The organism is Pseudomonas sp. R28(2017) (genome assembly GCF_002112505.1).
Lineage (GTDB): Bacteria > Pseudomonadota > Gammaproteobacteria > Pseudomonadales > Pseudomonadaceae > Aquipseudomonas.
Map to the genome: position 1 here is coordinate 579797 of NZ_NEHW01000001.1, position 13960 is coordinate 593756.

General features: G+C 63.1%; 11 protein-coding genes. All 11 read right to left on the reverse strand.

The window, feature by feature from the left end; genetic code table 11:
- Positions 1–88: 88 nt before the first annotated feature.
- Positions 89–1717 (reverse strand): CTP synthase, encoded by a 1629-nt coding sequence (locus tag CAF78_RS02745; protein WP_050704421.1) that lies wholly within the window; start codon positions 1715–1717, stop codon positions 89–91.
- A 268-nt stretch (positions 1718–1985) separates the two neighbouring features.
- A complete protein-coding gene (gene tilS, locus CAF78_RS02750) occupies positions 1986–3269 on the reverse strand; it encodes a tRNA lysidine(34) synthetase TilS (RefSeq protein ID WP_085675618.1) in 1284 nt (427 codons plus the stop codon).
- A 137-nt stretch (positions 3270–3406) separates the two neighbouring features.
- A complete protein-coding gene (accA, locus tag CAF78_RS02755; protein ID WP_027920023.1) occupies positions 3407–4354 on the reverse strand; it encodes an acetyl-CoA carboxylase carboxyl transferase subunit alpha in 948 nt (315 codons plus the stop codon).
- A gap of 105 nt (positions 4355–4459) precedes the next feature.
- On the reverse strand, positions 4460–7984 hold the full coding sequence (gene dnaE / locus CAF78_RS02760; protein ID WP_085675617.1) for a DNA polymerase III subunit alpha: 3525 nt from the start codon (positions 7982–7984) through the stop codon (positions 4460–4462).
- Positions 7985–8172: 188 nt separating this feature from the next.
- Positions 8173–8796: a ribonuclease HII gene (rnhB, locus tag CAF78_RS02765; protein ID WP_085675616.1), complete on the reverse strand. Its 624-nt coding sequence runs from the start codon at positions 8794–8796 to the stop codon at positions 8173–8175.
- Between the two features lies 1 nt (position 8797).
- The gene (gene lpxB, locus CAF78_RS02770; protein WP_085675615.1) at positions 8798–9925 is read right to left on the reverse strand and encodes a lipid-A-disaccharide synthase; all 1128 of its coding nucleotides are present in this window, start codon (positions 9923–9925) and stop codon (positions 8798–8800) included.
- A gap of 1 nt (position 9926) precedes the next feature.
- A complete protein-coding gene (gene lpxA / locus CAF78_RS02775; RefSeq protein WP_085675614.1) occupies positions 9927–10703 on the reverse strand; it encodes an acyl-ACP--UDP-N-acetylglucosamine O-acyltransferase in 777 nt (258 codons plus the stop codon).
- The gene (gene fabZ / locus CAF78_RS02780) at positions 10700–11140 is read right to left on the reverse strand and encodes a 3-hydroxyacyl-ACP dehydratase FabZ (protein ID WP_003252314.1); all 441 of its coding nucleotides are present in this window, start codon (positions 11138–11140) and stop codon (positions 10700–10702) included. The genes lpxA and fabZ overlap by 4 nt, the downstream gene beginning before the upstream one ends.
- Positions 11141–11253: 113 nt before the next feature.
- Positions 11254–12309 carry a UDP-3-O-(3-hydroxymyristoyl)glucosamine N-acyltransferase gene (gene lpxD, locus CAF78_RS02785; protein ID WP_085675613.1) on the reverse strand — a complete coding sequence of 352 codons (1056 nt, stop codon included), beginning with the start codon at positions 12307–12309 and terminating at the stop codon, positions 11254–11256.
- A gap of 1 nt (position 12310) precedes the next feature.
- Positions 12311–12814, reverse strand: coding sequence for an OmpH family outer membrane protein (locus CAF78_RS02790; RefSeq protein WP_003252311.1), 504 nt, complete (start codon positions 12812–12814; stop codon positions 12311–12313).
- Positions 12815–12858: 44 nt separating this feature from the next.
- Positions 12859–13960 (reverse strand): outer membrane protein assembly factor BamA (gene bamA / locus CAF78_RS02795; protein ID WP_085675612.1); only part of this gene is annotated, 1102 nt, incomplete at its 5' end.

A 13960-nucleotide genomic window follows, 5' to 3' on the forward strand; every position in this document is an offset into this window, starting at 1 on the left:
GTCAGGGGTAGATCGGGGCGTACTTTACCCGAGAAATGAGCCTTGCGCGGCTTTAACCGTCGGAAAACTCATCAAAGACCTGAAAAAATCAGGCCTTGTTCTTCTGGGCCAGGGCCGCCTTGACGAAGCCGCTGAACAGCGGGTGACCGTCACGCGGGGTGGAGGTGAACTCCGGGTGGAACTGGCAGGCCACGAACCATGGGTGGTCCTTGGACTCGACGACTTCGACCAGCGCGCCGTCCTCGGAACGACCGGAAACCACCAGGCCAGCGTCAACCAGCTGCGGCAGCAGGTTGTTGTTGACCTCGTAACGGTGACGGTGACGCTCGGTGATCACGTCCTTGCCGTAGCAGTCATGCACCTTGGAACCGGCGGCCAGTTGGCAGTCCTGCGCGCCCAGGCGCATGGTGCCGCCCAGGTCGGACGCTTCGGTACGGGTCTCGACGGCACCGGTGGCATCGGCCCACTCGGTGATCAGGCCGACTACCGGGTGGCCGCTGTTGCGGTCGAACTCGGTGGAGTTGGCGTCTTTCCAGCCCATCACGTTACGGGCGAACTCGATCACGGCCACCTGCATGCCCAGGCAGATGCCCAGGTACGGAACCTTGTTCTCACGGGCGTACTGCACCGCAGTGATCTTGCCTTCCACGCCGCGCAGGCCGAAACCGCCCGGCACCAGAATGGCATCGGCGCCTTCGAGCAGGCTGGTGCCCTGGTTCTCGATGTCTTCGGAGTCGATGTAGCGCAGGTTGACCTTGGTACGGTTGGTGATGCCGGCGTGGCTCATCGCTTCGATCAGCGACTTGTACGCGTCCAGCAGCTCCATGTACTTGCCGACCATGGCGATGGTCACTTCCTGCTCAGGGTTGAGCTTGGCATCGACCACCTTGTCCCACTCGGACAGGTCAGCGCTGTTGCACTGCAGGCCGAAGCGCTCGACGACGAAGTCGTCCAGGCCCTGGGCATGCAGCACGCCTGGGATCTTGTAGATGGTGTCGACGTCTTCCAGCGAAATCACCGCACGCTCTTCGACGTTGGTGAACAGCGCGATCTTGCGGCGCGACGAGGCGTCGACCGGGTGGTCGGAACGGCAGATCAGCACGTCAGGCTGCAGGCCGATGGAGCGCAGCTCCTTGACCGAGTGCTGGGTCGGCTTGGTCTTGGTCTCGCCAGCGGTGGCGATGTACGGAACCAGGGTCAGGTGCATCAGCATGGCGCGCTTGGAGCCCACTTCGACACGCAGCTGGCGAATCGCCTCGAGGAACGGCTGCGACTCGATGTCACCCACGGTACCGCCGATTTCCACCAGGGCCACGTCGGCATCGCCAGCGCCCTTGATGATGCGGCGCTTGATCTCGTCGGTGATGTGCGGGATGACCTGGATGGTCGCGCCCAGGTAGTCACCACGGCGTTCCTTGCGCAGCACGTGCTCGTAGATACGGCCGGTGGTGAAGTTGTTGTTCTGGGTCATGGTGGTGCGGATGAACCGCTCGTAGTGGCCCAGGTCGAGGTCGGTTTCGGCGCCATCGTGGGTGACGAACACTTCACCATGCTGGAACGGGCTCATGGTGCCCGGATCGACGTTGATGTACGGATCCAGCTTGAGCATGGTGACCTTCAGGCCCCGCGCTTCCAGGATGGCCGCCAGGGAAGCCGAGGCAATGCCTTTCCCCAATGAAGAAACAACACCGCCCGTGACGAATATGTAGCGCGTCATGAAAAACCCTAGAAGTCTGCGTTAAGGCGGCCAGCGCCGCCGGAGAAAGCGAAGGAAGGCCGAAGCCCCCGATCACCTGCGTCAATCACAGTGCATCTCGAAAAACTGCCGCGTCTGTACAGACCAGGGGTATCCCGGCATGGAGCTCGCTCGTCATTTCCAGAATCAGCCCAGCAAAAAACTGCTTGGTAATCGGCAACTGCTGTGTTTCCGGGGAAGCCACAGAAGTTGTATCAAGAAGGGAGGGTAGTCTACCGGAATGTACCCTTCAGCTCAAACCTTGCGCGTTCGTCGGCGGCTGCCAGTGAAGCTGGCAATCGGCCTGCGCCAACGAAGGCAGACTGGCCACCGCCAGCAGGCGCTCGCCGCAATAAAGCAGTGGCAGGCGCGGGCGCACGAAGTGCGGGACCTGCAGCTCGTTGAGCAGGCGCTTGAGGTCGCGTCGGCCACGGCCGGGAAGGTCCAGCACCTCGCCGCCCTGGCGATAGGCGATGCGCAGTTCGCCCAGCGGCGTGGCGCCTTCAAGGCGCACACTGCCATTGCCCGGCAGTGCCAGGGGCGCCCCAGGGTCGGCCCAGACACACTCACCCGTAGGGTGCTGCAGCCAATCACCACTCAACCACCAGATGCGGCCCTGACTGCGCAGCAACCGACCATCGGCAAGCTGCCAGATCGGCTGAGCATCATCGGCGGCATCGCGCAGGTCCGCCCAGCCTGCCCAATGGCGGGTATCGGGCAAGCGGGTTCGCCGGCTCAGCCAATACTGCAGGGCATTGCGCTGCCGTGCAGGTGACAAGCGGTTGAGCGTCCCCAGATCGAGCGACTGCAAGGCCGCCCAGGCGGTTGCTGCGCCCTCCCCGGCCTTGGCCAGATCGCCCTGCGCCAGTTCGTCGAGCAGGCCCAGCGCCTCCCCCAGGTGCTCTGCACAACGGGCGAAGTTCTGGCTGGCCTGGGGCCAACGCTGCTGCAGAGGCGGAAACACCTCTGCGCGCAGGTAGTTGCGGTCGAAGCCGGTATCAACGTTCGTCGGGTCTTCGATCCACGCCAGCTCCTTGGCCTGGGCGTGGTCATGCAACTGCTGACGCGAGGTGGCCAGCAACGGCCGGACCAGGCTGCCCTGCCCCAACGGTCGCTGCGCAGGCATTGCCGTCAGGCCACGCAGGCCGGCACCACGCAGCAGGCGCAAGAGCAAGGTTTCGGCCTGGTCGTCGCGGTGCTGGGCGGTGAACAGAATGTCGCCGGGGCCGAGGATCTGCCTGAAGGCGGCATAGCGGGCGTCGCGAGCAGCCTGCTCGAGGCTGGCGCCTGGGGCGACCTGGACGTGGATGACCTGGAGTTCGATGCCGAGATGGTCGCAGACGGCTTGGCAGTGAGCGGGCCAGGCGTCGGCAGCAGGTTGCAGGCCGTGATGGATGTGCAGGGCGCGCAACGGCGGGGTTGCAGGGTCGCGGGCATGGTCGGCCAGCAGATGCAAAAGGACGGTGGAGTCCAGGCCGCCGGAGAAGGCGATGTACCAGGTGGGGGCGTTCAGCCAGGGGGTGAGATCAATCATCAGGACCTCGCACAGTTCGATACCGCATTCGCGGGCAAGCCCGCTCCCACAAGATCTGCGCTGCACCTGAGGCTTGCGCTGTACCTGTGGGAGCGGGCTTGCCCGCGAATGGGCCGCAAAGCGGCCCCGGCGATCTATCAGAGGCCGTAGCTCATCAGGCGGTCGTAACGACGGGCCAGCAGCGCGTCGTTGTCGAGCTTGCCGAGCATGTCCAGCTGCTGTACCAGGTCTGCACGAATGCTCTCGGACATTTTCGCCGGGTCACGGTGGGCGCCGCCCAGCGGCTCCTGGATGACCTTGTCGACGATGTTCAGGCTCTTCAGGCGCTCGGCGGTGATGCCCATGGCTTCAGCAGCGTCGGCAGCCTTGTCGGCGGTCTTCCACAGGATCGAGGCGCAGCCTTCCGGCGAGATCACCGAGTAGGTGGAGTACTGCAGCATGTTCAGCTGGTCGCACACGCCGATGGCCAGCGCACCGCCGGAACCACCCTCACCGATCACGGTGGCGATGATCGGGGTCTTCAGGCGTGCCATGACGCGCAGGTTCCAGGCGATGGCCTCGCTCTGGTTGCGCTCTTCGGCGTCGATGCCCGGGTAGGCGCCCGGGGTGTCGATGAAGGTCAGGATCGGCATCTTGAAGCGCTCGGCCATTTCCATCAGGCGGCAGGCCTTGCGGTAGCCTTCAGGGCGCGGCATGCCGAAGTTGCGGCGCACCTTCTCACGCACTTCACGGCCCTTCTGGTGGCCGATGACCATCACTGGCTTGCCGTCCAGGCGTGCGGTACCACCGACGATGGCAGCGTCGTCGGAGAAGTGGCGGTCGCCGTGCAGTTCTTCGAACTCGGTGAAGATGTGCTCCAGGTAGTCCAGGGTGTATGGACGACGTGGGTGTCGGGCCAGGCGGGCAATCTGCCAGCTGGTCAGGTTGCCGAAGATGCTTTCGGTGAGGGTGTTGCTCTTGTCTTGCAGACGGGCAATTTCATCGCTGATGTTCAGCGAGTTGTCGTTGCCCACCAGGCGCAGGCCTTCGATCTTGGCTTGCAGGTCGGCAATCGGCTGTTCGAAATCGAGAAAATTCGGGTTCATAGTCATCCGTCTTGGGTCTACGGCCAGGCGGCCGGCCGGTTGATCCGTTTGGCGCCCTACCTTAAGGGATCAGGCGCATATAGGTCGAGATTAAATTTCGTCGATTCAACGATATTGCAGGAAGACGTTCTCACGCCCGAACTGGTCACGCAGTGCCTGAATCAGGCCGTCGGCCGGGTCGATCGACCATTGCTCGCCGAACTGCAGCATGGCCTTGGCGTCGCTGCCGGTGTACTCCAGGGTGATCGGGCAGGCACCCCGGTGGCGGGTGATCAATTCGCCCAGCCACTTCAGGCGATCCCCTTTGAGCGCCTCGTGTGCCACCTTCAGGCGCAGGCTTTCGGCCAGCTTGGTGCGCGCGTCCTCCATGGTCATCACTTGCTTCACCCGCAGGCGCAGGCCACCGGAGAAGTCATCGTTGCTGACTTCGCCTTCGACCACCACCATGGCGTCGGTCTGCAGCAAGGACTGTGCCGCCATGAAGGCATCGGCGAACAGCGACGCTTCGATACGCCCGGAGCGGTCATCCAGGGTGACGAAGCCCATCTTGTCGCCCTTCTTGTTCTTCATCACCCGCAGGGCAATGATCATCCCGGCGATGGTCTGGGTCTCGCGCGACGGCTTGAGGTCGATGATGCGCTGGCGGGCGAAACGGCGGATCTCGGTCTCGTATTCATCGATCGGGTGACCGGTGAGGTACAGGCCCAGGGTGTCCTTCTCGCCCTTGAGGCGTTCCTTGAGGGTCAGTTCGCGCACCTTGCGGTGGTTGGCGTAGACGTCGACATCCGGCGCGTCGAACATGCCGCCGAACAGGTCGACATGGCCACTGTCAGCGGTATGCGCCGCCTGCTCGGCAGCCTTGATGGCCTCGCCCAGTGCCGACAGCAAGGTGGCACGGTTGAGGTCGATGCTGGCGTGGTAAGCCTTGATCTCGTCATGGAAGTGCGGGCCCAGGCGGTCCAGCGCGCCGCTGCGGATCAAGGCATCGAGGGTACGCTTGTTGACCCGCTTGAGGTCGATGCGCTCGCAGAAGTCGAACAGGTCCTTGAACGGGCCACCCTGGGCACGCGCTTCGACGATGGCCTCCACCGGGCCTTCGCCGACACCCTTGATCGCACCCAGGCCGTAGACGATGCGGCCGTCGTTGTTGACGGTGAACTTGAAGTCGGAGAAGTTCACGTCCGGCGCATCCAGGCGCAGCTTCATGCTGCGCACTTCCTCGACCAGTACCACCACCTTGTCGGTGTTGTGCATGTCCGCCGACAGTACCGCAGCCATGAATGGCGCCGGGTGGTGGGTCTTCAGCCAGGCTGTCTGGTACGACACCAGGCCGTAGGCAGCGGAGTGGGACTTGTTGAAGCCGTAACCGGCAAATTTTTCTACCAGGTCGAAGATGTTACCGGCCAGATCCGCATCGATGTTGTTGGCGACGCAACCTTCGATGAAACCGCCACGCTGCTTGGCCATCTCCTCGGGCTTTTTCTTACCCATGGCTCGACGCAGCATGTCGGCGCCGCCGAGGGTATAGCCCGCCATCACCTGGGCGATCTGCATCACCTGTTCCTGATACAGGATGATGCCGTAGGTGGGTGCCAATACCGGCTTGAGGCCTTCGTACTGGTAGTCGGAATGCGGGTAGGCCAGTTCGGCGCGGCCGTGCTTGCGGTTGATGAAGTCGTCCACCATGCCCGACTGCAGCGGGCCCGGGCGGAACAGTGCCACCAGTGCGATGAGGTCTTCCAGGCAGTCGGGCTTGAGCTTCTTGATCAGCTCCTTCATGCCGCGGGATTCGAGCTGGAACACCGCCGTGGTTTCGGCCTTCTGCAACAGCTCGTAGGTCTTGCGGTCGTCCAGCGGGATGAAGTCGATGTTGACGTCGGGCAGGTTCTGCTTGGCCTGCTCGCGGTTGATGATCTCCATCGCCCACTTGATGATGGTCAGGGTACGCAGGCCGAGGAAGTCGAACTTCACAAGGCCCGCGGCCTCGACGTCATCCTTGTCGAACTGGGTCACCAGGCCGCCGCCCTCTTCGTCACAGGCGATCGGCGAAAAATCGGTGAGCTTGGTCGGGGCGATCACCACGCCACCGGCGTGCTTGCCGGTGCCCCGGGTGACACCTTCGAGCTTGAGCGCCATGTCCCAGATCTCGCGGGCATCCTCGTCGCCCTTGAGGAAGTCGCGCAGGATCTCTTCCTGCTCGTAGGCTTTCTCCAGGGTCATGCCCACTTCGAACGGGATCATCTTCGACAGGCGGTCGGCCAGCCCGTAGGACTTGCCCTGCACCCGCGCCACGTCGCGCACCACCGCCTTGGCGGCCATGGTGCCGAAGGTGATGATCTGGCTCACGGCGTTGCGGCCGTAGGCTTCGGCCACGTAGTCGATCACCCGGTCACGGCCGTCCATGCAGAAGTCGACGTCGAAGTCGGGCATGGAAATACGCTCAGGGTTGAGGAAACGCTCGAACAGCAGGTCGTAGGCCAGCGGGTCGAGGTCGGTGATCTTCAGCACGTAGGCCACCAGCGAACCGGCACCCGAACCCCGGCCCGGGCCAACCGGCACGTCGTTGTTCTTGGCCCACTTGATGAAGTCCATCACGATCAGGAAGTAACCGGGGAAGCCCATCTGGATGATGATGTCCAGCTCGAACTTCAGGCGGTCCAGGTAGACCTGGCGCTTTTCTTCGTAGTTGGGCGTGGTGTCCTTCGGCCAGAGGACCGCCAGGCGCTCTTCCAGGCCTTCGTGGGACACGTGGCGCAGGTAGTCGTCGATGCCCATGCCGTTGGGCGTCGGGAAGTCGGGCAGGAAGTACTTGCCCAGCTGCACCTGGATGTTGCAGCGCTTGGCGATCTCTACGGTGTTGGCAATGGCGTCGGGCAGATCGCTGAACAGCTCGGCCATTTCCTCGGCCGACTTCAGGTACTGCTGGTCGCTGTAGCCGCGCGGGCGGCGCGGATCGTCCAGGGTCCAGCCTTCGCCGATGCAAACGCGGGTTTCGTGGGCATCGAAGTCCGACTGCTTGATGAAGCGCACGTCGTTGGTGGCCACCAGCGGTGCACCGAACTGGTCTGCCAGGGCCACGGCGGCGTGCACGTATTCCTCGTCACCGGCGCGGTTGGTGCGCTGCACTTCGACGTAGAAGCGCTCCGGGAACATGCCCATCCAGTCGCGCAGCAGGTGCTCAGCTTCTTCCTGCCGACCATTCATCAGCGCCATGCCGATATCGCCTTCCTTGCCGGCAGACAGCGCAATCAGCCCTTCGCTGGCGGGGGCGATCCACTCGCGCTGGAGGATCACCAGGCCATTGCGCTGGCCGTCGGTCCAGCCACGGGAGATCAGCTCGGTGAGGTTGCGATAGCCCTTGGGGTCCATGGCCAGGAAGCAGATGCGCGACAGCGGTGCTTCCGGGTCGGCACCGGCCAGCCACAGGTCGGCACCGCAGATCGGCTTGATCCCCGCGCCCATGGCGGTCTTGTAGAACTTGACCAGCGAGCACATGTTGCTCTGGTCGGTGATCGCCACCGCCGGCATGTTCATTCCCGCCAGCGCCTTGGCCAGCGGCTTGATCCGCACCAGGCCGTCTACCAGCGAGAATTCGGAGTGGACGCGCAGGTGAACGAAGGGAACCGACATGGAAAGTCCTGTAGCAGTGCTGAACGACAAGGGCGGGATTGTAGCGTAATTGAGCGGGGGATTTGGGGCTGCTTCGCAGCCCTTCGCGGGCGAGCCCGCTCCCACGGGTTCAGCACAAGATCTGAATCCTGTGGGGGGCCCAGTGGGAGCGGGCTTGCCCGCGAAGGGCCGCAAAGCGGCCCCATCCGTCAGATCAGGGAATCGGTAACGCCCATATGGGCTTCCCAGGCCGCCCGCACCGGGGCGAAGGAGCGCCGATGAATGGGCGTAGGCCCAAGACGCGCCAAGGCTTCAAGGTGTACCGGCGTAGGGTAGCCCTTGTGCCCACCGATGCCGTACCCCGGATAGATCAGCTCGAACGCGCTCATCTCCCGATCGCGGGTTACCTTGGCCAGGATCGATGCTGCGGCAATCGCCGGCACCTGGCTATCGCCCTTGACCACCGGAGCTGCCGGCACCGCCAGTTTCGGGCAACGGTTACCGTCGATCAGTGCCAGCTTCGGGGTTACATGCAGCCCTTCCACCGCTCGCTGCATGGCCAGCATGGTGGCCTGCAGGATGTTCAGCCGGTCGATTTCCTCGACTTCGGCGCGGGCGATGCAAAAGCTCAGGGCTTTTTCGCAGATCTCGTCGAACAGCGCTTCGCGCTTGGCTTCGGTGAGCTTCTTCGAATCGTTCAGGCCGAGAATCGGCCGCGCCGGGTCGAGGATCACCGCCGCCGTGACCACCGCACCGCACAGCGGGCCGCGGCCGACTTCGTCAACGCCGGCGACCAGGTCTTCGACCAGGTTGAAGTCCAGTCCAATCTGCATGTCAGCGGTCCTTGAGCAAGGCCAGCACCGCGTCGGCCGCCTGGTTGGAGGCGTCGCGGCGCAAGGTGCGGTGAATCTGGTCGAAGTACTCGGTCTGCTGGCGGCCATCGTTCACCAGCGGTGCCAAGGTCTGTGCCAGGGCTTCACTGGTGGCAGCATCCTGCAGCAACTCCGGCACCACCTCACGCTGAGCCAACAGATTGGGCAATGACACGTATGGGCTCTTCACGAGGCGCTTGAGAATCCAGTAGGTCAATGTTGCCAGGCGATAAGCCACAACCATGGGACGCTTGTACAGCAGCGCCTCCAGCGTGGCGGTCCCGGAAGCGATCAGCACCGCATCACACGCTGCCAGCGCCTGGTGTGACTGCCCATCGAGCAGGGTCAGCGGCAGGTCGCGGCCGACCAGCATCTGTTCGATCTGGGCACGACGCGCAGCGTTGGCACACGGCAGCACGAAACGCACACCCGGCACCAACTCGCGCAGACGCTGGGCAGCATCGAGAAACAGAGCCCCCAGGCGCCCAACTTCACCTCCACGGCTGCCTGGCATCAAGGCAACCAGCGGCCCCTCGCCCAGCCCCAGCGCTTGACGCGCCGCCTGGCGGTCGGCGGACAACGGAATGGTATTGGCCAGCGGGTGGCCCACGAAGCGCACGGGCACGCCCTGCTCTTCGTAAAAACGCGCCTCGAAAGGCAATAGCGTCAGCATCAGATCGCAGCCCTCGCGAATCTTCAGCACGCGCTTCTGCCGCCACGCCCACACGGAAGGGCTGACGTAGTGCACGGTTTTTATCCCGGCCTGGCGCAGTTTCAGCTCGATATTGAGGGTGAAATCAGGTGCATCAATGCCGATGAACACGTCCGGCTTTTCGTCGATCAGCGTCTGGATCAGCAACTTGCGCCGCTTCAGCAGCTCACGCAGACGCCCCAACACCTCGACCAGACCGAAGACCGCGAGACGCTCCATGGGGAAGTACGACTGCAGGCCTTCAGCCTCCATCAACGGGCCGCCGACACCGATGAAACGCACATCAGGATGGCGCGCCTTGAGGGCGCGCATCAGACCGGAACCGAGAATATCGCCGCTGGCCTCACCCGCGACCAGGGCTACGCAAAGCTGCGCCATGTCAGCGGGTGATGCCGCGGGCGGAGTTCACGATCGACTGGCGGAACAGTTCGACCTGCTCGTGCTTGGCAGCCAGCTCGTCCAGTTCCTTGATCGCCTCTTCCACGGTCAGGCCCTGGCGATAGACGATCTTGTAGGAACGGCGCAGCGCGTGGATGACCTCGTCGCTGAAGCCACGGCGGCGCATGCCTTCGAAGTTCATGCTGCGCGCTTCGGCAGGGCTGCCGAATACCGTGACGAAAGCCGGCACGTCCTTGCCGATCGCCGTGCCCATGCCAGAGAACGCATGGGCACCGATGTGGCAGTACTGGTGCACCAGGGTGAAACCGGACAGGATCGCCCAGTCGCCCACGTGCACATGCCCGGCCAGCGCGGTGTTGTTGACCAGGATGCAATGGTTGCCGATGACGCTGTCGTGGCCGATGTGGGCATAGGCCATGATCAGGTTGTGATCACCCAGGGTGGTTTCCGCGCGGTCCTGGACCGTGCCACGGTGAATGGTCACACCTTCGCGGATCACGTTGTGGTCGCCGATCACCAGGCGCGTCGGCTCACCCTTGTACTTGAGGTCAGGGGTGTCTTCACCGATCGAGGAAAACTGGTAGATGCGGTTGTGCTTGCCAATCCGGGTCGGCCCCTTGAGCACCACATGCGGGCCAATGACGGTGCCCTCGCCGATTTCGACATCCGGGCCGACGATCGACCACGGGCCAACCTCGACGCCATCGGCCAGCTTGGCCGACGGATCGATGATCGCCCGCGGATCAATCGAACTCATAGGGAGCGTTCCGCGCAGGTGATTTCAGCCGAGCAGACCGGCTTGCCGTCAACCAGGGCACGGCACTCGAACTTCCAGATCATGCTCTTGCGGCTGAGAAACTTGGCTTCCAGCACCAGCTGGTCACCTGGCAGTACCGGCTGGCGGAAACGCAGCTTGTCGGAACCGACGAAGTAGTACAGGGTGCCATCGGCCGGCTTGGCATCGAGCATCTTGAAACCAAGGATGCCGGCCGCCTGGGCCATGGCTTCGATGATCAGGACGCCCGGCATGATCGGGTGCGCCGGGAAATGGCCATTGAAAAACGGCTCGTTGATGCTGACATTCTTGTAGGCACGAATGCTCTGGGCCTCGAAGTCCAGATCCGTCACGCGATCTACCAGCAGGAACGGGTAGCGGTGAGGCAGGTATTCGCGAATCTCGTTGATGTCCATCATTTCGGGGGGAAGCCTGTAATAAGAATAGGGAGCGCAGGTGCTGACCACACGCTCCTTTTGCAATCCAAAGAGGAGCCAGCTAGCGACTGTTCACTCTTGCTCAGGAAATGGTATCAGCCTTCTGATGTCGGCTGGCCACCTGAGGTCACGGTATCGACACGTTTTTCCAGCTGCTGGAGCCGCTTGGCCATGTCATCGAGCTGGCGGATACGCGCCGCGCTCTTGCGCCAGTCAGCCAGGGGCTGCATGGCCGTGCCGGATGAATAGGAGCCGGGTTCGGTGATCGAACGGGTCACCATGGTCATCCCGGAGACGAATACGTTATCGCAGATATCGATATGCCCCACCAGGCCGACGCCACCCGCCAGCATGCAATGCTTGCCGATGCGCGCACTGCCGGAGATCCCGACACAGGCGGCCATGGCCGTGTGGTCACCGATCTGCACGTTGTGGGCGATCTGAATCTGGTTGTCGAGCTTGACCCCATCACCGATCCGGGTATCGGACAGCGCGCCACGGTCAACGGCGGTGTTGACGCCGATTTCCACGTCATCGCCAAGGGTGACGCCGCCAATCTGGGCGATCTTGCGCCAGATGCCCTTCTCGTTGGCGAAGCCGAAGCCCTCGCCACCGATCACGGCACCCGACTGGATGACCACTCGCTTGCCGATGGTCACGTCGTGATACAGCGTGACGCGCGGTGCCAGCCAGCCACCTTCACCGACCACGCAACGGGCACCGATGAAGCAATGCGCACCGATGCTGACGTTGGCGCCGATGCGCGCACCGCTTTCGATGACCGCGAACGGCCCGATACTGGCGCTGGCATCCACCTGTGCATCCTCCGCCACCACGGCGCTGGGATGAATACCCGCCACAGCCTTGGGTTTGGGGTCGAACAGGTGGGAAATGCGTGCATACGCCAGGTACGGGTCGGCCACGATCAGGGCATTGCCGGCAAAGCTTTCGGCGTCCGCGGCCTTGAGCAGCACCGCGGCAGCCTGGCAGTTGTCCAGGTATTTGCGGTATTGCGGGTTGGCGAGGAAGCTCAATTGACCGGGGCCGGCCTCCTGCAAGGTAGCCAGCCCGGTAATCTGCAGCGCCTCAGGGCCTTTGAGTGTGGCCCCGAGGGCCTCGGCCAGCTGGCCGAGCGTCATGGTCACGGTCATATCAACGCGCTTGGTTCATGCGCTCGATGACTTGGCGGGTGATGTCGTACTGAGGTTTGACATCGATGACCGCGCCGCGCTCGAGAACCAGGTCGTAGCCGCCCTTCTTGATCACTTCCTCGACAGCGCCGTCCAGCTTCGGCTTCAGCTGCTTGAGCATGTCGCGGTCAGCCACGGCCTTGGCCTCGTTCAGTTCCTTGGACTGGAACTGGAAGTCACGGGCTTTCTGCTTGAATTCGAGCTCCAGGCGCTCACGCTCCTGCTGCTGCATCTTGTCGCCGCCCTTGATCAGGCGGTCCTGGATGCCCTTGGCGCTGCTTTCCAGGCTTTTCAGCTTGGTCAGTTGCGGGCCGAATTTCTTCTCGGCATCGACCGCGTACTTCTTGGCGGCATCGGATTCGAGCAGGGCCATCTGATAGTTCAGCACGGCGACCTTCATTTCGGCGAAAGCCGGGGTGGCGACCAGCGCCGCGGCCACTACGGCCAGTTGAGCCAATTTACGCACGATGCACTCCTGGAAAAACCGTTGTCGTTAAGCAAGGGCCGACCTTAGAAGGTCTGGCCCAGAGAGAATTGGAACACCTGGGTATCGGCATCGTCCGGCTTCTTCACCGGCATTGCCAGGCTGAAGCTCAACGGGCCCAGAGCAGTAATCCAGGTCACACCCAGGCCGACCGAACTGGCCATGCCCGAGAAACCGACCTTTTCGCAATCCGGCTTGCTGCCGCAGTTGGTGTCGAACACGTTACCCACATCCCAGAACACGGAGGTGCGCAGGGAACGCTGGTCCTTGACGAACGGCAGCGGGAACAGCAACTCGACACCACCTTGCACCAGCACGTTACCACCGAACGGCAGCGGATCCTGGTCCGGGTCGGCAATGGTGCCCGGGTTCTTGCCGGTACTCGGCGTGCTGCGCGGGCCCAGGCTGCTGTCCTTGAAGCCGCGAACGGAGTTGAAGCCACCCGCGTAGTAGTTCTCGTAGAACGGCAGGCCCGACGTGCCACCGAAACCATCACCATAGCCCAGTTCGGTGTGCAGGCGCAGGGTGTAGTCGTTGGTGATCGGCTTGAACAACTGGCCGCGGTAGTCGAGCTTGTAGAACGACAGGTCGCTGCCCGGGATGGTGCTTTCGAGCGTCAGGCTCTGGGAGTGACCACGGGTGGCCAGTACGCCTTTGTTCAGGGTCGACTCGGACCAGCCGATCGAGGCCTTGAAGTTGGTGAAGCTGTCGCCTTCCTCCTTGAGGAAGTCGAAGATCTCGTCAACGGTATATTTACCGGTCTTGATCTTGTCTTGCTGCACGCTCAGGCCATAGGTCAGGCGCGAGGTTTCGCTGATCGGGTAGCCGAGGCTGACACCGGCACCCAGGCTGTCTACGGCGTAGCTGGCCACGTCGACGTCAAGGTCGCTGTAGTCGGTGCTGCGGTAGAAGGCGTTGTAGCCCAGGCTCACGCCGTCGGCAGTGAAGTAGGGATCAACGAAGCCAAAGTTGTAGCGGGTCTGGTATTCCGAACGGGTCAGGCCGATGGACACCTTGTTGCCGGTACCGAGGAAGTTGCTCTGGCTGATCGAACCGCCGAGGATCAGGCCGGCGCTCTGGGCGAAGCCGACGCTGGCGGTGATCGAGCCGGAGGCCTGCTCTTCGACG

Coding starts and splice junctions, on each gene's coding strand:
- lpxB (WP_085675615.1), bottom strand. CDS start 9,925: ATGGCGCAGCTTTGCGTAGCCCTGGTCGCGGGTGAGGCCAGCGGCGAT.
- accA (WP_027920023.1), bottom strand. CDS start 4,354: ATGAACCCGAATTTTCTCGATTTCGAACAGCCGATTGCCGACCTGCAA.
- CAF78_RS02745 (WP_050704421.1), bottom strand. CDS start 1,717: ATGACGCGCTACATATTCGTCACGGGCGGTGTTGTTTCTTCATTGGGG.
- dnaE (WP_085675617.1), bottom strand. CDS start 7,984: ATGTCGGTTCCCTTCGTTCACCTGCGCGTCCACTCCGAATTCTCGCTG.
- lpxD (WP_085675613.1), bottom strand. CDS start 12,309: ATGACCGTGACCATGACGCTCGGCCAGCTGGCCGAGGCCCTCGGGGCC.
- rnhB (WP_085675616.1), bottom strand. CDS start 8,796: ATGCAGATTGGACTGGACTTCAACCTGGTCGAAGACCTGGTCGCCGGC.
- lpxA (WP_085675614.1), bottom strand. CDS start 10,703: ATGAGTTCGATTGATCCGCGGGCGATCATCGATCCGTCGGCCAAGCTG.
- fabZ (WP_003252314.1), bottom strand. CDS start 11,140: ATGATGGACATCAACGAGATTCGCGAATACCTGCCTCACCGCTACCCG.
- tilS (WP_085675618.1), bottom strand. CDS start 3,269: ATGATTGATCTCACCCCCTGGCTGAACGCCCCCACCTGGTACATCGCC.